The following is a 19970-nucleotide window of genomic DNA, read 5'->3' on the forward strand; positions in this document are numbered from 1 at the left end:
TTTATTCCTCCACACACAATTTATATAATGATTCTAAATAGATACTTGTCGCATTGAATAATTGTTTTTTAGTTATATATTCATTTTTTTGATGCATTAAATCTTCAGAATCACTAAACATCGCACCAAATGCAACACCTTTATCTAAATTTCGTGCATAAGTACCGCCACCAATCGTATACGGTTCTGTATCATCACCAGTTTGGTTACGGTAGGCTTGTACTAAGCTTTGTACGAATGGGTCGTCTTTTTCTACATAATGTGGCGTTTGATTTTTACCTAACTCAATTGAAAATCCTAGTGATTGAATTTCTCCCTTGAATCTTGTTAACGATTCTTCAAATTCAAAACCTTCTGGATATCTTAAATTAATGCCGAATTTGCCACCATCTTGATTATCATAAGTGATAATTCCAACATTAGTAGTCACGTCGCCCATAACATCTGTGTGGAATTTCATTCCCATTTTTTCTCCAAAATGTGACTCAAACAAGTATCGTTCGCTAAACGCTACGAAATTTGCAGCAGTTTTATCTAAATTTAATGTTGCAAGGAAATTAAGTAAATATAATCCTGCATTGACGCCTATAGATGGATCCATCCCATGAACCGCTTTACCTTGTACTTTAAGCACCAAGACACCGCTATCTACAACACTTTCACCTTCAACGTCATGCTCGTTTAAGTATTGTTCAAAATTTTGGATAACATCTGTCATATTTTCTTTAACAACTACATTGGCAATCGCTTCATCAGGCACCATGTTATATCTTTGTCCTGATACAAATGAACGCAATTCATATTCAGGCTCATCTTGATCATCTGCTTTTTCATTTTGAATTACATCAAACGTGCTTATTCCTTTTTCACCATGAATAGCAGGAAATTCAGCATCTGGAGCGAACCCTAATTCAGGCATTTCTTCTGATTGGAAATAACGCTCAGTACATTTCCAATCAGACTCTTCATCTGTACCAATAATAATATGTATACGTTTCTTCCAGTTTACATTCATTTCATTTAAAATTTTAACTGCATAATAAGCAGCAATGGTCGGCCCTTTATCATCTAACGTACCACGAGCAATAATTTTATCATCAGTTACTACTGGATTAAACGGATCTGAATCCCATCCATCGCCTGCAGGTACAACATCCACATGGCATAAAATACCAAATACATCATCGCCTTTACCCGCTTCAATACGTCCCGCGATATGATCAACATCATGTGTGCCAAAGCCGTCACGTTCTGCGATTTTATACATGTAATCTAAAGCTTGTCTAGGTCCAGGTCCTACTGGATTTTCAGCAGAAGCTTTATCGTCTTCTCTTACACTTTCAATTGAAAGTAAACCTTTCAAATCTTCTAGTATGAAATCCTCATATTCTTTTACTTTGTCTCTCCACATATACAATCAACTTCCTTCTTATAACTTATATATTTAATATTTTACATGAAGTCGTAGAGAAACTACAGTGAGATGTAATCATAAAACAAAAAAATCAACTGTTATGCTTTATAATAAAACAGTTAAACCGCTTACTTTTACTATATATATAAACTGTATTAATATAAAAAAACCTAGTTCCAATTGCGAACTAGGTTTGATATAAAATCATGACAACGTATTACTTACCGTCATGTTTATTGCTATTATTTTTTAACTCTTCTTCAGTTACAACTCGTAAATTGTTTGAAGGATTGGCTGCACCTTCATCTGTAAATCTTGCTTCTTCAACGTGCTCTTCTTCTTGTTCAGACACATTAGAGAAACGATCTTTTTGTTCATTAATGAAACCTTTAGGATCTTGTTTTACTTTTGAAGCATAACCTTTAGGATCCTGTTTTACTTCATTATATGTTTCGCCAGCTTTTGAACTGATTTGATTAGCGATATCTTTTGCATTTTGTTTGTATGATTCTGGATTAGATTTGTATTTACTGTACTCATCTTTTAATTTATCTCTATTTTCTTTTTTGGAAAGCACTACTGCTACAGCTGCTCCCCCTATGCCTACGATTGCTTTAAATAATTTTGACATAATATTTACACCTCTTCTTTATTTTAATCCTAATAGTTTAAAATCTTGCTGAGTTAAATGACGATATTCTCCTGATGCTAATGTTGAATCAAGTTGTAAGTCGCCAATACGAATACGTTTCAAAGCTAAGACTTCATTATCTATAGCATGAAACATTCGCTTCACTTGATGGTAACGTCCTTCATATATTGTGACAAACGATTTGTTTAATTCATCACCTTGGACTAATTTTGCAGGTTTCGCCAATCCCTCATTTAATTCAATACCCACTTTAAATGCATTTATATCATTTTTTGTAATGTTTTTTTGAGAAATCACTTCATAAGTTTTAGCGACATGTTTACCAGGACTCATTAATTCGTGATTAAATTGTCCATCATTGGTAATCAATAAAAGTCCTTCTGTATCTTTATCTAATCGGCCGACTGGAAACAAATCTAAGTATCTATAGCCCTCTATTAAATCGAGCACTGTCTTGTGCTGTTCATCTGTTGTAGCTGATATATAGTCCTTAGGTTTATTAAGCATGAGATAGACTTTGTTAACAAAGTCTATCTTTTGGTCATTGACTTTCACTATTTCTAGTTCTGGATTGATTTGCTTCTTAGGTGACGTTTCTACCTTATCATCAATTGTGACTTGCTTCTTTTTTAAGCGTTGTTTTACTTCTGTTCGAGTGCCAACACCCATATTTGATAAAAATTTATCTAATCTCATTTAATAATACCTAATTTGCGTCTGATTTTATTTGGAATTTCACCTAAGAATTGATCAGCAAGTCTTGTTTTCATTGTCATGCTACCATAAATCAGCATACCTACCACAACACTTATAACAAGAATAATTAGAGAACCTATTTTATGTTCTGGAGAAATAAACATTTGTAATATGAAGAATGTCAATTCAACCCCAATCATCATAATAAATCCATACATAAATATTTTTCCAAAGTGTAACCAAGTCTCAGAAAAGTTAAATTTCGCATACTTTTTAAGAATATAAAAATTACATAAAACTGCAAATAATAACGCGATTGCCGTACTTAAAATTGCGCCTGCCGTATGGAAAGTAACTATAAGCGGCGTGTTTAAAATAATTTTTATTACTACTGCTGCTAAAATGACAAATACTGTTAATTTTTGTTTATCTATACCTTGTAACATTGACGCTGTCACACTTAATAACGCGATTAATATTGCAACGGGTGCATAATAAAATAATAAATGGCTACCGTCAATATTATAACTATAGAAAACTGTATACAGAGGTAAGGCCAATGCCATAATACCTAAACTGGCTGGCACTGTTATGTACATTAATACACCTAAAGATGTGCGTATTTGTCTGTGCATTTCATGTAACTGGCCTGATGCATAAGTCTTTGTAATGAATGGAATCAAACTCACAGCAAAACCCGCTGATAAAGATGTCGGAATCATCACAATTTTGTTAGTTGTCATATTCAGAATTGAGAAAAAGTAATCATGCAAATTGCTTGGTACACCTGCTAAATTCAACGCAGTGTTATGTGTAAACTGATCGACTAAATTAAACAGCGGGAAGTTCAAACTTACAATAACGAAAGGAATACTATATGAAATAATCTCTTTATACATCTTGCCATATGAGACATCCATACCTGTATGATCCGTTGCAACCATGCGTTCTATGTTGCTCTTTCTTTTTCTCCAGTAATACCATAAGACGATGATTGCTGCGATTGCACCGATTGCCGCTGCAAACGTCGCAACACCATTCGCTACAAGTACACTACCATTAAACACATTAAGCACTAAATAGCTTCCTATTAAAATGAATAAAATACGTGCAATTTGTTCTATGACTTCTGATACCGCAGTTGGCCCCATAGATTTATAACCTTGGAATACACCACGCCACGTCGCTAATAATGGAATAAAAATGACCACGATACTAATAATTCTTATAATCCAAGTAATATCATCAACAGTCCAGCCACCATCTACATGACCTTTATTGGCTAATGTAATACCAGCTATGCTTGGAGCTAATAAATATAATACTAAAAATCCAATAAATCCTGTTATGGTCATAACAATAAAACTAGATTTATATAGTTTTTCACTAATTTTATATGCGCCTAACGCATTGTATTTCGAAACATATTTTGATGCTGCCAATGGCACACCTGCTGTTGCGATGGCAATGGCAATATTATATGGGGTATACGCGTAGTTGAAAGGCGCCAGATTTTCTTCTCCACCAATTATGGCGTAGAATGGAATAATGTAAATTACACCTAATACTTTAGTAATTAAAATACTTAGCGTAATTAAAAAGGTCCCTCTCACTAACTCTTTACTTTCACTCATTCAGATCTTCCTATCTCAAATTAAATTTTACACTCGTAATCTTAATAATAACGTGATAGCTACTTTTTTTCAAAACTATATTACTATAAAATAACACTATACGCTTATGGGAGGCAATAAAATGTATCAAACAATTATAATCGGTGGCGGTCCTAGCGGGCTAATGGCAGCTGCTGCGGCAAGTCTCAATAATCATAATATTTTATTAATTGAAAAGAAAAAAGGACTCGGTCGTAAATTGAAAATTTCTGGAGGCGGACGTTGCAACGTAACAAATCGCTTACCTTATGATGAAATCATCAAAAATATACCTGGTAATGGGAAATTTTTATATAGCCCTTTTTCTGTTTTTGATAATGAATCTATCATCCATTTTTTCGAATCTAGAGGCGTTCTTTTAAAGGAAGAAGACCACGGTCGTATGTTCCCCGTCTCTAATAAAGCACAAGATGTTGTTGACGCACTCATCAATACTTTGCAACAGAATAACGTAGAAATAAAAGAAGAATCCACTGTATCATCAATTGAATACACGGACCAACATACTTTCACCGTAACATTAAATGATCAGCAACAATTTTCAAGCAATAGTTTAATTATTGCCACCGGTGGCACAAGCGTCCCTCAAACTGGTTCAACAGGTGATGGTTATAAATTTGCCGAACACTTGGGACATTCCATTACTGAATTATTTCCAACTGAAGTACCCATCATTTCTTCTGAAACATTTATCAAAAACAAACGTCTCAAAGGTTTGAGTTTAAAAAATGTTGCGCTATCCGTTTTAAAAAAGAATGGTAAAACACGAATCACACATCAAATGGATATGTTATTCACTCACTTTGGAATTAGTGGACCCGCTGCACTAAGGTGTAGTCAATTTGTATATAAAGAACAAAAGAATCAAAAAAAACAAGATATTCAAATGCAACTGGATGCCTTTCCTGAACTTACCAAAAATGAACTCGAACAAAAGATTAGACGTTTGTTAGAAGAAACACCTGATAAATTTGTTAAAAATAGTTTGCATGGCTTAATTGAAGAGCGCTATTTGTTATTTTTAATTGAGCAAGCCCATATCTCAGATGATTTAACAGCGCACCATATTGCCAACGCACAAATTAATCAACTTGTAGAATTATTAAAAGGATTTACCTTTACGGTTAACGGCACACTTTCTATTGAAAAAGCCTTCGTTACAGGAGGTGGTGTTTCATTAAAAGAAATACAACCCAAAACAATGATGTCTAAGTTTGTACCTGGTTTGTTTTTATGTGGTGAAGTACTGGATATCCACGGTTATACAGGTGGATATAATATCACAAGCGCCCTTGTCACAGGTCATGTAGCTGGCACTAATGCAAGCCTTTTCTAAATTGATTATATATAGTAAAAGATAACATTGAAATCCAATAGTTTCATTAATATTTGATAAAGTAGCAGTGCATCATTCACTGTAAAGCCATTACTATATGGACAAATAAAGCATTATAAATAAACTGTTGATTACCTTAAGAAAGCCGAGACATATGCTTATGTCTCGGCTTTTAATTAACTACTTATTTTATAATTAAATACTTTTAATATCTAAACCTTCATCACCAAATTCATCCATACCACCTTCAACATTCACTGCATTCACGCCATTTTGTTCAAGGTATTGAACGACTTGCGCACTTCTGCCACCGGCTTTACAGATAATATAATACGTTTCATTATCATTAAAATAGTTTAGATTATCTGGAATACTATTCATTGGAATGGTTTCAGCACCTGGAATGATACCCATCGCTGTTTCTTGATCAGTTCTAACGTCCACAATGTTAACTGGGTTTGCATCCAAAATTTTCTCTTTTAGTTCAGTTACTGTGATAGATTCCATAATTAATTCCTCCTGTGTTTATTTAGCAACGATATTAACAAGTTTTTTAGGAACTGCAATAACTTTTTTAATATCTTTACCTTCTATTTCAGATTTAACATGTTCATTATCTAGTGCGATTTGCTCCATTTCTTCTTTCGCAATATCTTTCGATACATTAATTTTAGCACGCACTTTACCATTTACTTGTACGACAATCTCAATTTCGTCATCAACAAGTAACGCGTCATCGTAGGATGGCCATGGTTGATAAGTGATTGTTTCATCATGGCCTAAACGTGACCACAATTCTTCAGATATATGAGGTGCAATCGGCGCTAGCATTTTAATAAAGCCTTCGATATATGGTTTATAAATTTCTTCCGCTTTATAACAATCATTAATAAATACCATAAGTTGACTAATCGCTGTGTTAAAGTTAAGCGAATTGTAATCTTCTGTAACTTTTTTCACTGTTTGGTGATAACTCTTATCTAAAGCCTTACTATGATTGTTTACCACTTTATTAGAAATTGAACCATCTTCTGTAATTAATAAACGCCAAATCCTATCTAAGAAACGTCTCGAACCATCTAAACCATTTTCGCTCCAAGCGATAGCGGCATCAAGCGGTCCCATAAACATCTCATATAAACGTAACGTATCCGCACCATGAGATTTTACAATATCATCTGGATTAATTACATTACCTTTAGATTTACTCATTTTTTCGTTACCTTCACCCAAAATCATACCTTGGTTGAATAACCTTTGGAATGGTTCTTTTGTTGGTACCACACCTAAATCAAATAATACTTTGTGCCAAAATCGTGCATACAATAAATGTAATACAGCATGTTCTACGCCACCAATATACAAATCTACAGGCAACCAATGTTTTAATTTTTCAGGATCTGCTAACATTTGCTCATTGTCTGGATCAATATATCTTAGATAATACCAACAGCTACCTGCCCATTGTGGCATCGTATTTGTTTCACGGCGGCCTTTCATACCTGTGGCTTCATCGACAACGTTTACAAATTCATCAATATTCGCTAACGGTGATTCACCTGTCCCTGACGGTTTTATTTCATCAGTTTCTGGTAAAAGTAATGGTAGTTCATCTTCAGGTACTGTCGTCATTGAGCCATCTTCCCAGTGAATAACTGGAATAGGTTCGCCCCAATATCTTTGTCTACTGAACAACCAATCTCTAAGTTTGTAGTTTACTTTACGCGTACCGGCATTTTTATTTTCTAACAATTCAATCGCTTTTTCTATAGCTGCTTCATTGTATAATCCGTTTAGTTCACCAGAATTAATATGCGGTCCGTCGCCAGTGTAGGCTTCCTTGCTCATATCTCCGCCTTCGATGACTTCTATAATTGGTAAGTCAAATGTTTTAGCGAATTCATAATCACGCTGATCACCACTAGGTACAGCCATGACCGCACCAGTACCGTAAGTGGATAGTACATAATCTGCAATCCATATTGGTACTTGTTGCCCTGATAATGGATTAACAGCATATGCACCAGTGAATACACCAGACTTTTCTTTTGATAAGCCAGTACGTTCTAAATCAGATTTCTTAGCCGCTTCTTTTTGATAAGCTTCTACATCATCTTTATTATCTTCCGTAGTAATCAAATCTACAAGCTCGTGTTCTGGGCTAAGCACTAAAAATGACGCACCGTATATTGTATCAGGTCTAGTAGTAAATACTTCAATTTGCTCATTATAATCTTTCACATCAAATGCCACTGATGCACCTTCAGAACGGCCAATCCAGTTACGTTGCATATCTTTCAATGACTCTGGCCAGTCTAATTCATCTAAATCTTCTAACAATCTGTCTGCATATTCGGTAATTTTAAGAACCCATTGCTTCATTGGACGTCTATATACAGGATGGCCGCCACGTTCTGATACGCCATCAATAACTTCTTCATTCGATAATACCGTACCTAATGCTGGACACCAATTCACAGCCACTTCATCTACATAAGCTAAACCTTTATTATATAATTGTATGAAAATCCATTGTGTCCATTTGTAGTATTCAGGATCTGTCGTATTCACTTCTCTATCCCAGTCATAACTGAAACCGAGTTCTTTTATCTGACGCTTAAAGGTCTGAATATTTTCTTTAGTGAACTCTCGTGGATCATTACCTGTATCTAATGCATATTGTTCAGCTGGTAAGCCAAATGCATCCCAACCCATTGGGTGTAATACGTTATAACCTAACATACGTTTATAACGAGAGATGATATCTGTAGCAGTATACCCTTCTGGGTGACCAACATGCAGGCCTGCTCCTGATGGATAAGGGAACATATCTAAAGCATAAAATTTCTTTTGCCCTAAATTGTCGCTCGTTTTAAAAGTTTTATTTGCTTCCCAATAGTCCTGCCATTTCTTTTCAATTTCATTATGACTGTAATTCACTACTTTTCCTCCTATTCAATAAAAAAACACCCCAAACTATTATTTAATTACAAAGGGACGACTTTCGCCGCGGTACCACCCAAATTCACATTAAATGTGCACTCATTTTAACTAATAGTAAGAGATGTCATAAATTATCTTTAAGTCCTGGTAAGTTCACTTTAACTTAACACTAGGTTCCACCAACCCTAGTTCTCTGTAGATAAGTTTTAAAGTTACTACTCCTATACATTACTAATAATATTTGAAATAACTATTTATTTCAAGAGTAAAACCTGATTTAACAGGAAACATACTTATTTACTACATATGATAAGCATGTATAACTAAAAAATAAATTATTATATAAATTAGTGAGACAGAGACCAACGTTTTTCACAGTGATTTCATAGACCCACGCCCGCAAGGATAATTAAGGTTCATGCTTATACAAAAGGCACACTTCTGTACAAAGCGCTGACGATACATTGACTGCCAATTGAAAACGAGCCTAAGATATTTATTTATATCCCAGACTCATCATATATCTTACGTATCTTTTGGTAATTTTTTATCGTATATTAACAGGAATACCAGTGCAATAAGTAATAATACAATCATACTTAAAAACATAGCTTGCATATTAAACGAATCTACAACAACACCGCCAATTAATGGTCCAAAAGCTTTTCCCACAGTTGCAGCAGAATTAACATAACCTTGGAATGAACCTTCTTTCCCTTTAGGCGCTAATTGATTCGCTATTGTTGGTACGGCTGGCCAAACAAACATTTCTCCTAAAGTAAGTATAATCATAGCTACCATGAAAATTGAAAATTGTTCAGCAAAACTTGTCACAAAGAAAGAGAGAATAAAGATGACAATCCCAACAAGCATTTGATATTTTAGGTTTCCTTTTAACAATCTAATGACAGGTAAGATTAAAGGTTGCGCAACTAAAATCATAATGCCGTTAACTGTCCATAACAGACTGTACTGACTCATTGAAATATTGATTTCTTGAGTAAACGAAGCTATCGTACTTTCCCATTGAATATAAGCAATCCAACAAATACTGAACATAACGCATAATAGCGTTAGCGCTATAAACTGTGGTCTATATGCTTTAGATAAAAGACTCATTGCATCCGTTGATTTCACTTTAACATCTAAATTAATTTTGAATTGTGTCACGGCTACAATTGCAAATGCGACATACATTAATAAGTTCGCTATAAAAATATAATTAAAACTTAATTCTGCTACAAATCCACCTGATGCAGCACCAATGGCTACACCTAAATTTTGAGCCAAATAAATTGCATTAAAAGTTTGACGACCACCTTGTGGCCACACGGCGCCAGCCAATGCATAAATTGCTGGAACAATCATACCGCCACCAAATCCTAGTGCTACTAGCCATACAGCATACCATGGCCAACCATGGAAAAAATTAAGCAGTGTTGTACTCATTAAACAAATTACTGTTCCTATAATAATAGTAAGATAACCACCTAATTTATCAAAAAGCATGCCCCCTAATAAGTTACCTATGACCATGCCAAATGAATTGATCATTAGTACTAATCCGGCGATAGTTAGACTTTTATCTAATTCTTCATTCATATAAATTGTATTTAATGGCCATAAGAAACTTGAGCCTGTGATATTAAATGCCATACCAATTACTAGCCACCACACTGATTTAGGCATATTCATAACATTAAGCTCCTTTCTACATCAAAATTTCTTATTTTACTTTAAACACTATATCATTAAAATATGTTAAAATCTTTAACTAGAATGAATTTAGAAAGGAAAATGTTATATGGGACAATTCTTCCCTTACGCATTCGAGAATAAAAGATATCATACATGGAATTATCATTTAAAAAATAAATTTGGACAAAAAATATTTAAAGTTGCAATTGATGGAGGATTTGATTGTCCAAATAGAGATGGTACCGTTGCACATGGTGGCTGTACATTTTGTTCAGCAGCTGGTAGCGGTGACTTTGCAGGTAATCGTGTAGATCCAATCGATGTACAATTTAAAGAAATAAAAGATAGAATGCATGAAAAATGGCACGATGGCCAATACATCGCCTACTTCCAAGCTTTTACAAATACACATGCACCCGTAGAGGTATTGCGTGAAAAATATGAAACTGCATTAAAAGAGCCTGGTGTAGTTGGTTTATCCATAGGTACACGTCCAGACTGTTTACCTGATGATGTAGTCGAGTATTTAGCAGAATTGAATGAACGTACTTACTTATGGGTTGAACTAGGTCTTCAAACAATACACCAAGAAACATCTGATTTAATCAATCGCGCACATGATATGAAAACTTATTATGAAGGTATTGCCAAACTACGCAAACATAATATAAACATTTGTACTCATATTATAAATGGTTTACCTGGTGAAGATTATAATATGATGATGGAAACTGCACGAGAAGTCGCTCAAATGGATGTACAAGGTATAAAAATACATTTACTTCACCTATTAAAAGGAACGCCAATGGTTAAGCAATATGATAAAGGCATGCTAGAATTTATGTCACAAGATGAATACACTAAATTAGTGTGTGATCAGTTAGAAATCATACCAAAAGAAATGATCGTTCATAGAATTACCGGTGATGGTCCAATCGATTTAATGGTAGGTCCTATGTGGAGTGTTAACAAATGGGAAGTTCTCAATGAAATTGATAATGAACTTGCTCGCCGAGATTCATACCAAGGAAAATATTTTGAAAGCACAGTTAAGTCATGAAACTTGAACGCATTCTCCCTTTTGCTAGAACATTAATTCAACAACACGTATCAGATGACAGTATCGTGATCGATGCTACATGCGGTAACGGTAATGATACACATTTTCTTGCCCAACAAGTTCCAAACGGTAATGTCTATGCTTTTGATATACAAGATGAAGCTATTAAGCAGACACAACTTAAGATTCATGATTTTAACAATGTCACTATCGTTCAAGATAGCCATGCAAATATCCAATCATATATTCCAAATTATCAACAAGGTAAAATTGACGCAGCGATTTTTAACTTAGGTTATTTACCAAAAGGAGATAAATCCATTGTTACACAAGCCGAAAGTACAATTGCTGCCATAAATGCAATATTTAATATTTTATCCATAGAAGGCATCATTATTCTTGTTATTTATCATGGCCATGATGAAGGCAAATTGGAGCGAGATGCTATTCTAGATTATTTGGAACAATTCGATCAAAATAAAGCACATATTCTAAAATATCAATTTATCAATCAACAAAATAATCCACCATTTATTTGTGCGATAGAAAAAAGATAAATTCTATCATTTAGTTTTCCTAAAGCACACGCTTTAAAAATAAAAAAAGCTGCCAATAAAAGTATTTAAACTTTGTTGGCAGCTTTTTTGTGTAAATTACACTGTAAAATTCATAATTCCTATAGATTTAAGATAGATTTAAGACTGTTTTGAATAGTAGATGAGTTAGAATCAATTTCTTCTTTAAAAAAGTTTAAAAGACTTTCCCTTTGATCTTTTAAATCTTCATTAAAATGGATAATAACTGTACGTTCGTCGTTTTGTGGTCTTTCTTTAATAATCCACGCTTTTTCAACTAAATCATTGTACGTACGTGTACGTTTGTATGATTTAATATGAACAAAGTCATCCATTTCTTTTAAAGTCATTGACCCTTCTTTCCAAAGTGTCAAAAGGATTAAAATTTCTTCTTTTGACATTTTATATTGCTTTTGAACTTTGTCAAAAATATCCTCGATATCTTTCAACACAGATTCTAATTGCAAAACGCCATCCACTTTTTCAGTAAATGTCTTCCCCATAGTGTAATCCCCCAATCATAGTATAAAGTTTAAACATGTAAAATTAATTTCAAAAAATCATCAATCACTGTAAAATAAATTCTACACTGAATAAATATTAGAATTTTTAATAAAATTAATCTTATATACAGTTTAAATTTAAACTATGAATTATGCAATTAAATGAGATATTTTATTTTGCATTTCTTTCAAAATACCAACAGAACGGGTAAATAAAGTTTTTTCTTCATCGTTTAACGGTATTTCAAAAACTTCTACCGCACCTTGTCTGTTAATTTTTGTAGGGACACCTATATAGACATCTTCTTGACCATATTCACCTTCTAAACGACTGGATACGGTAAGCACTAAATTTTGATTATTTAAAATCGCTTTAGTTATATGCACTAATCCCATAGCAATGCCATAATATGTTGCACCTTTAGCTTGAATAATGTCATAGGCTGCATCTCGTGTATTAACAAATATTTCTTCTATTCTATGTTGTTTTTCAGGATCATCTTTTAACAATTGGTATAATGGCTGTCCTGCAATATTTGCTTGTGACCAAACAGCTAGTTCAGAGTCTCCATGTTCCCCAATGATTTGTCCATGAACACTTCTATCAGAAACGCCAAATTCTTCAGCTAATTCATATTTGAATCGTGCCGTATCTAAAATCGTACCTGATCCAATTACTTTTTCTTTAGGTAATCCAGAAACTTGTTGTGTTACATAGGTAAGTACATCAACAGGGTTAGTGGCTACTAAGAAAATCCCATTAAATCCAGATGCCATAACTTCAGAAACAATCGATTTAAATATTTTTGTATTCTTTTCAATTAAATCTAATCTCGTTTCTCCTGGTTTTTGAGCTGCTCCAGCAGTAATCACCACTAAATCAGCATTGTGACATGCTTTATATGAACCAGCTTTAATTTTAACAGGTGAACCTCCATACGGTGCCGCATGGTTTAAGTCCATTACATCACCTTTCACTTTGTCTTCATCTAAATCTATAATAACGAGTTCATCTGCCACACCTTGAGCTACTAATGCAAATGCATAACTTGATCCAACTGCACCATCACCAATTAAAACAACTTTATTACTTTTTATATATTCCATCACAGAACGCTCCTCACATGAAAATTAATAATTTATATTGTGATTTATTTCACAATATAAATATATCAGTTCCTCCGAGCATTTGCAATAGTTATTTGTAATTTATTTCACAAAAATATTAATTATAAGTTACAATAAAAATCAAATATAAAAAACGGTGAAATCATATCCTTTTAAAATTAGGATACAAATCCACCGCTTTTGCCACATACTGTATTATCATTGTATTCAGGTACTATGAAACTTCATTTTCATCATGTACTATAAACCCATTGTTACTTGCACTATTATTTAAAAACGCTAAAATATATCGCATGACTTCATCACGTTCAGGCTCGTTATGAATTTCATGATATAATCCTTCCCACGCTTTAAAATAAAGTTCTTCTGTCATTATTTTATCTTTTATTAAATCCATTGCGCTTATATCTGCAACTCTATCTTCTGTACCGTACATTAATAATAACGGCAATGATTTTACATCTTTTAAATGGTTGACTGTCTCTTTCATAATTTCAATAATCTGTTTATACCAGTAGTAAGTTACTTTATTTAACATCAATTGATCTTTATTCGTCTCTTCTATAACTTCTTCGTTTCTTGTTAAATCTTCAACTGTGATACCAACTTTAAATCGAGTATCTTTCGCAATTTTACCTATATTAGAAATAATTTTATCTTTTCTAGATTTATTACTTTTCTTAAATTCTAAAAGTGGTGAAAGCAACATCAGGCCTTCAATCGGCACTTCTGTTTTTTCTAATAAATTTAAGACAATCAAACCACCAAGACCTATACCTAGGACATAAGTTGGAATTTTATATTCATTTGCGATTCTAATCCATTCAAGTATATGCTCATGATATACATCAAAATTATCAATTTGACCTTTATTTGAACGTGATGTTTGCCCTTGTCCTGGCAAATCGCCCATAATAACATGATATCCATTTCGGCGAAGCATCGTAATCACATATGCATATCTTCCAGTATGTTCAAGCATGTTATGTGCAATTACTACGACACCTTTTGCTTCATTTTCGGTTTCCCATTTCCACATAATCCATACTTCCCCTTCTACATTTAAATTCATTACGCTTATTGTATCAAAATACGCTATGCTTTTTCCATTTTAAACATATTAAATAAACATAAAACTAAATTTATTTCCCACAATAAATTTCTTATTTCTGTTCAATACATATCTCATGAGTGTATATTGAAATTTAAAGTGTAATATATTTTATTGCAAACGATTTCATTACTATTAGATTCATGCTACACTATTATTGAAACATAGCTATAAGCGGAATGGGAGGAATTAATATGCCAATTGTGAAAGATTTCTTTATCGGATTATCAAATAATTCGTTTTTAAATAAGACTGCCAAGGAAGTAGGACCCATGTTTGGGGCGAATAAAGTCGTTGCGGGTAATACGATTAAATCCTTGATAGACACAATTGAACGTTTAAACAACAAGGGAATTACAGTGACTGTTGATTGTCTTGGAGAGTTTGTCGTAACTGAAGGTGAAGCTATCCAAGCTAAAGATCAAATTTTGGAAGTCATGTATGCCATTTATAATCATAGTTTAAATGGACATATGTCTGTGAAATTAAGCCAACTAGGTTCAGAGTTTGATATAGATCTTGCTTACCGTAATTTACGAGAAATATTATTGAAAGCAAATGAATTTGATAATATGCATATTAATATCGATACTGAAAAGTATGATAGCTTGTTTGATATCACTCAAGTATTAGATCGATTAAAAGGTGAATTTAAAAATGTTGGTACAGTCATTCAAGCATATTTATATAAAGCCGATGCGCTCATAGATAAATATCCTGAACTAAGATTACGCATGGTTAAAGGTGCATATAAAGAAAATGAAGTTATCGCTTTTCAAACAAAAGAAGAAATCGACGAAAACTACATACGTTTAATAAAAAAAAGATTGTTAAGTGCTAAAAACGTTACTTCTATCGCTACACACGATGATAAAATCATTACACAAATCAAACAATTTATTAAAGATAATAAAATTGATAAAGATCGTTATGAATTTCAAATGTTATACGGCTTTCGCTCCGATTTAGCAGAACAAATTGCCGGCGAAGGCAACAATTTCTGCATTTATGTGCCATATGGAGATGATTGGTTCAGTTACTTTATGAGAAGATTAGCTGAAAGACCACAAAATTTGAATTTAATGTTTAAAGAATTGTTAAAACCAGATATATTGAAAAAAGTAGGCACTATTGCTGGCATATTTGCTGGCGTTGTAGCTACAGGTTCAATACTATATAGAGTACTTAAAAAATAATCAATTCAATGTTCAATATATAAATAATTATTTTAAAACAATTCACTTTTTAAACACTACATCTAAGTAATCATACGAGCACAAATTTTAAGTTCAATGATGTTTAAAAAGATTTACATATCCGAATTCTAATTTAGATAGTCATTGAATTTATTATAAAAACAAAGAACGCCAAAGCTGTCATGTCTTTGGCGTTCTACTAATTTAATATAATTGAAAAACGATACGATATTAAAAATTGATAAGCATTAGACAAGTTTAACTTTATATTTCTCTTAATAAATTAGCCATTTCTATCGCACTTACTGCTGCTTCTGCACCTTTATTACCTGCTTTCGTACCTGCACGTTCTACTGCTTGTTCAATATTTTCTGTAGTTAAAATACCGAATATGACTGGCGTATCAGTAACATCATTCGCTTTTGAAACACCCTTGGCTACTTCGTTACAAACGTAATCGTAATGAGACGTTGATCCTCTAATAACACAACCTAGAGTGATAACTGCATCATAATCATTTTTCTTAGCTAATTTTTTAGCTACTAAAGGAATTTCAAATGCTCCTGGTACGTATGCTACATCGATATTAGCTTCCGGTACTTCATGTCTAATTAATGTATCTTTTGCACCATCTAATAATCGATTAGTAATAAAATCATTAAATCTACTTACAACAATCGCTACTTTTAAATCTGAACCTACTAATTTACCTTCAAAATTCATTGTTCATTACCTCCTATATTAAGTGACCCATTTTTTCTTTTTTTGTATTCATATAATCCTGATTGTATGCATTGGTTGGTACGATGAGTTCAATTCTCTTCGCAATATGAATACCATATGATTCTAAACTTTCAAATTTTTTCGGATTATTACTTAATAAATTTACACTGTCCACACCAAAATATTTTAATATTTGGGCAGCATTTTGATAATCTCTTAAATCTTCTTCAAATCCTAATGCAATATTTGCAGAAACTGTATCATAACCCTGTTCGATTAATTCGTAAGCTTTCAACTTATTAATTAAGCCTATGCCTCTACCCTCTTGAGGAAGATACAGTATCATGCCACCATGCTCTGCTATATATTTCATCGATGCTGCTAATTGTTCACCACAATCACATCGTTGACTATGAAAAATGTCGCCAGTTAAACATGCTGAATGGATTCGAACATTTTCAGTTTTATTAATGTCGCCATTAGCGATAACAACAATATCTTCTTCGCTATTATCTGTAGTAAAGCCATACATATCAAAGTTACCGTATTCTGTTGGCATCTTAACTTTTGCTTTTGCATCTAGTTTAGAAATTGAAGATTTTCGATACTTTTCTAAGTCTTCAATAGAAATCATAACTAAACCATGCGTTTCTTTAAATGCTTCTAATGACGCTCCTTTTGCCATTGTCCCATCTTCATCCATAATTTCACAAATTAATGCTGCTGGTTTAGCGCCAGTTAATTTAGCTAAATCCACAGACGCTTCAGTATGACCACGTCTTGATAGCACACCATTATCTTGTGCAATTAAAGGGAATAAATGACCCGGTTTATTAAAATCAGATCCAGTAGCTTGCTCATCGATCAATGCTCTCGCTGTCATTGTTCTTTCGTCTGCACTAATGCCAGTTGTTGTTTGTATGTGATCAACACTTACCGTAAACTGTGTGCCATAAACATCAGAATTATGCGTGACCATAGGATTTAGATCCAACTTTTCAGCAATTGCATTACTGATTGGTGCACAAATTAATCCTTTACCATAGGTCGCCATAAAATTAACAGTGTTGTCATTCATCCATTCCGTAACAGCTACTAAGTCACCTTCATTTTCTCTATTTTCATCATCTACGACTATGATACTTTCACCTTTTTTTAGTGCTTCCAGCGCTGTATCGATACTATCTAATTGCATATGAGCCCTCCTTAAAATCCAAATGCTTTAAGTTTATCTGAAGTTAATTTAGCATTATCATTTTCAATAATTTTTTCAACGTATTTAAATAACATATCCGTTTCTAAATGAACTGGATCACCAACACGCTTTTGATTTAATATCGTTGATTTTCTTGTCTCAGGAATGAGATGTATATCGAATTCTGATTGCTTTAATTGAAATATCGTTAAACTCACACCATCAACTGTAATTGAACCTTGACTAACCATTTGTTTTATCAATGACGTTGACGGTTGTATTGTTACAATTTTAGAATTATCCGATGACTGAATGCGTTTAATTTTCGCTACTTCATCTACATGACCAAGTACAAAATGTCCACCAAATCGACCTTGACCACTCATCGCTCTTTCTAAATTCACTTCAGAAGATTGACTTAATTGATTTAAATACGTTTTATTTTCTGTACCTTTTATAACTTGTACTGAAAAAGTGTGATTATCAAATTCTATTACTGTTAAACATGCTCCGTTAACACTGATTGAATCACCAATATGCATGTCAGTTAAAATCGTTTGACATTCAATTTTCAAGTTAACTACAGACTGTTGTGTTGATATTTTTTTAATTGTACCTATTTCTTCAACAATTCCAGTAAACATGTTTAATCACTTCTTTCGTAATTCTAATTTAAGATTTTGCTCAAGCATTTGTGAATCAACAATTTCAAACTGTGGGACTTCTGACAAATCGATGATTTTATCCGTATGGAAAAATTGATATTTGCCTGAACCACCAATTATTTTCGGGGCATAATATATAATTAGTTTATTTGTATAATTGGATTGAAGAAATTCAGAAGTAACTGTGGGACCTGCTTCTACTAACAATCTGCCTATACCTTTTTCATATAAATTTTTCATAATATTTTCTACTGAACAATTTGTAAGTTGAATAATTTCAACATGTTCAATGTCCGTTACTAAAGCTTCATTTTGTGTATAAATCCAAATCGGCGTATTCGTATTTTTAAAAATGTCTAAATTAAAATCTATGTTACCGTTTTGGGCTAGTATCACTTTAATTGGGTTTTTACCTTCTTCAATTCGAGTCGTATATTGTGGATTATCTGCATTTAACGTGCCACTACCAGTTAGTACCGCATCGTGATGATGTCTTAATTTAAAAACATCTTTTTTCACGAGTTTATTGGTAATCCATTTACTTTCACCAGTATCTGTCGCTTGTTTGCCATCTAAACTACAAGAAACCTTTACTGTTACCATTGGTACAGATTGTCGTTTTGTAATAAAGAAATCTTTATATAAGTTTTCAGCATCAGGTTGATGTCGAAATTCAACATCTATCCCTGCTTCTTGTAAAATACTGTCACCATTGGAAGGTAATGTAGTATCTTTAACTGCATAAACAACACTATTAATGCCTGCCTCAATAATTTTATTGACGCAAGGTGGTGTAGAACCAAAGTGTGTACAGGGTTCTAATGAAATATAAATGGTTCCACCTTTCGCATTGTCTTTTGCCATATCTAGCGCCTGCACTTCTGCATGTTTGTCACCTTTTTTTAAGTGTGCACCTATACCTACGATACGTCCTCGATTCACTACTACTGCACCAACTGGAGGGTTTAAACCTGTTTGTCCCTCAACCATTTGTGCAAGTTGTATAGCATAGTTTAAATATTGACTCATCTCATCACCTCTAAATAATAAAAAAACACCTGAAATGAACATTTCAGGTGTGGGATCTATTGATATAACATTATTAGCAAAAATTAGACACACTTATACATAAATTTTAAATTTATGGTATGCCAAATAGACACTTAAAAAGTGTTGTTTTGTTATACTTCATTCTTTCTCCCATCCAGACTTTACTGTCGGCTCTAGAATCTCACTAGATCAGCCACATTTATACACATAAATGCAGGTCGCAGGCTTAATTTACTGCCGGTTGGGAATTTCACCCTGCCCCGAAAGAATATCTATGAAATTGTTAATTGATGATTGAGTCATGTAACTGAAACTTAGTTACAAAATCATCGTACTACATTTTTTGAGAAAT

18 protein-coding genes, 1 riboswitch and 1 other annotated feature are annotated in these 19970 nt (G+C 33.2%); of the genes, 4 read left to right on the plus strand and 14 right to left on the minus strand.

The window, feature by feature from the left end; translation table 11 throughout:
- Position 1: 1 nt before the first annotated feature.
- From pepV to ACM595_RS04150, 4 genes are all read right to left on the minus strand, one after another.
- A complete protein-coding gene (pepV, locus tag ACM595_RS04135; RefSeq protein WP_002482992.1) occupies positions 2-1411 on the minus strand; it encodes a dipeptidase PepV in 1410 nt (469 codons plus the stop codon).
- A 220-nt stretch (positions 1412-1631) separates the two neighbouring features.
- Positions 1632-2045, minus strand: a complete 414-nt coding sequence (locus ACM595_RS04140; protein ID WP_002482991.1) for a YtxH domain-containing protein — start codon at positions 2043-2045, stop codon at positions 1632-1634.
- 18 nt (positions 2046-2063) lie between these two features.
- A complete protein-coding gene (locus ACM595_RS04145; protein ID WP_037538246.1) occupies positions 2064-2762 on the minus strand; it encodes a pseudouridine synthase in 699 nt (232 codons plus the stop codon).
- The gene (locus ACM595_RS04150) at positions 2759-4396 is read right to left on the minus strand and encodes a putative polysaccharide biosynthesis protein (protein WP_002482989.1); all 1638 of its coding nucleotides are present in this window, start codon (positions 4394-4396) and stop codon (positions 2759-2761) included. Before ACM595_RS04150 ends, ACM595_RS04145 begins: the two co-directional genes overlap by 4 nt.
- 121 nt (positions 4397-4517) lie before the next feature.
- Here ACM595_RS04150 and ACM595_RS04155 point away from each other — a divergent pair, with 121 nt between their 5' ends.
- Positions 4518-5771, plus strand: coding sequence for an NAD(P)/FAD-dependent oxidoreductase (locus ACM595_RS04155; protein ID WP_115352914.1), 1254 nt, complete (start codon positions 4518-4520; stop codon positions 5769-5771).
- 195 nt (positions 5772-5966) lie between these two features.
- On the opposite strand, the gene ACM595_RS04160 is transcribed toward ACM595_RS04155, so the two are convergent.
- The 3 genes from ACM595_RS04160 to ACM595_RS04170 all read right to left on the minus strand — a co-directional run bounded on the left by ACM595_RS04160 (position 5967) and on the right by ACM595_RS04170 (position 10409).
- Positions 5967-6278 carry a rhodanese-like domain-containing protein gene (locus ACM595_RS04160; protein ID WP_002482987.1) on the minus strand — a complete coding sequence of 104 codons (312 nt, stop codon included), beginning with the start codon at positions 6276-6278 and terminating at the stop codon, positions 5967-5969.
- Between the two features lie 18 nt (positions 6279-6296).
- Positions 6297-8711, minus strand: a complete 2415-nt coding sequence (gene leuS, locus ACM595_RS04165; protein ID WP_002482986.1) for a leucine--tRNA ligase — start codon at positions 8709-8711, stop codon at positions 6297-6299.
- Positions 8712-8761: 50 nt separating this feature from the next.
- Positions 8762-8952 (minus strand) — a binding site (T-box leader).
- Positions 8953-9239: 287 nt separating this feature from the next.
- The gene (locus ACM595_RS04170) at positions 9240-10409 is read right to left on the minus strand and encodes an MDR family MFS transporter (protein ID WP_115352913.1); all 1170 of its coding nucleotides are present in this window, start codon (positions 10407-10409) and stop codon (positions 9240-9242) included.
- A gap of 109 nt (positions 10410-10518) precedes the next feature.
- Here ACM595_RS04170 and ACM595_RS04175 point away from each other — a divergent pair, with 109 nt between their 5' ends.
- Positions 10519-11472 carry a TIGR01212 family radical SAM protein gene (locus tag ACM595_RS04175; RefSeq protein ID WP_002482984.1) on the plus strand — a complete coding sequence of 318 codons (954 nt, stop codon included), beginning with the start codon at positions 10519-10521 and terminating at the stop codon, positions 11470-11472.
- Positions 11469-12029: a tRNA (mnm(5)s(2)U34)-methyltransferase gene (locus ACM595_RS04180; RefSeq protein WP_011302854.1), complete on the plus strand. Its 561-nt coding sequence runs from the start codon at positions 11469-11471 to the stop codon at positions 12027-12029. The genes ACM595_RS04175 and ACM595_RS04180 overlap by 4 nt, the downstream gene beginning before the upstream one ends.
- Positions 12030-12148: 119 nt before the next feature.
- Here ACM595_RS04180 and ACM595_RS04185 read toward each other — a convergent pair whose 3' ends face one another.
- The 3 genes from ACM595_RS04185 to ACM595_RS04195 form a co-directional block, all read right to left on the minus strand.
- Positions 12149-12550: a transcriptional regulator, SarA/Rot family gene (locus tag ACM595_RS04185; protein WP_002482982.1), complete on the minus strand. Its 402-nt coding sequence runs from the start codon at positions 12548-12550 to the stop codon at positions 12149-12151.
- Positions 12551-12700: 150 nt separating this feature from the next.
- Complete coding sequence (locus ACM595_RS04190) at positions 12701-13657, minus strand: L-lactate dehydrogenase (protein WP_041080035.1); 957 nt, start codon at positions 13655-13657, stop codon at positions 12701-12703.
- Positions 13658-13892: 235 nt separating this feature from the next.
- On the minus strand, positions 13893-14717 hold the full coding sequence (locus tag ACM595_RS04195) for an alpha/beta fold hydrolase (protein ID WP_037538238.1): 825 nt from the start codon (positions 14715-14717) through the stop codon (positions 13893-13895).
- Between the two features lie 266 nt (positions 14718-14983).
- Here ACM595_RS04195 and ACM595_RS04200 point away from each other — a divergent pair, with 266 nt between their 5' ends.
- Complete coding sequence (locus tag ACM595_RS04200) at positions 14984-15985, plus strand: proline dehydrogenase family protein (RefSeq protein WP_037538235.1); 1002 nt, start codon at positions 14984-14986, stop codon at positions 15983-15985.
- Between the two features lie 264 nt (positions 15986-16249).
- Here ACM595_RS04200 and ribE (ACM595_RS04205) read toward each other — a convergent pair whose 3' ends face one another.
- Genes ribE (ACM595_RS04205) through ribD form a run of 4 tightly spaced genes read right to left on the minus strand, consistent with a single transcriptional unit; the run spans position 16250 to position 19597 of the window.
- Entirely contained in the window at positions 16250-16708 is a 459-nt protein-coding gene (gene ribE / locus ACM595_RS04205) for a 6,7-dimethyl-8-ribityllumazine synthase (RefSeq protein ID WP_002482978.1), read from the minus strand.
- A 13-nt stretch (positions 16709-16721) separates the two neighbouring features.
- Positions 16722-17903: a bifunctional 3,4-dihydroxy-2-butanone-4-phosphate synthase/GTP cyclohydrolase II gene (locus ACM595_RS04210; protein ID WP_002482977.1), complete on the minus strand. Its 1182-nt coding sequence runs from the start codon at positions 17901-17903 to the stop codon at positions 16722-16724.
- An 11-nt stretch (positions 17904-17914) separates the two neighbouring features.
- Positions 17915-18547: a riboflavin synthase gene (ribE, locus tag ACM595_RS04215; protein WP_002482976.1), complete on the minus strand. Its 633-nt coding sequence runs from the start codon at positions 18545-18547 to the stop codon at positions 17915-17917.
- Positions 18548-18553: 6 nt separating this feature from the next.
- The gene (gene ribD / locus ACM595_RS04220; protein ID WP_041080040.1) at positions 18554-19597 is read right to left on the minus strand and encodes a bifunctional diaminohydroxyphosphoribosylaminopyrimidine deaminase/5-amino-6-(5-phosphoribosylamino)uracil reductase RibD; all 1044 of its coding nucleotides are present in this window, start codon (positions 19595-19597) and stop codon (positions 18554-18556) included.
- Between the two features lie 159 nt (positions 19598-19756).
- Positions 19757-19890, minus strand: a riboswitch (FMN riboswitch).
- Positions 19891-19970 lie beyond the last annotated feature (80 nt).

This window comes from Staphylococcus sp. LKG3-1 (assembly GCF_048568385.1).
Taxonomy (GTDB): Bacteria; Bacillota; Bacilli; order Staphylococcales; family Staphylococcaceae; genus Staphylococcus; species Staphylococcus saprophyticus.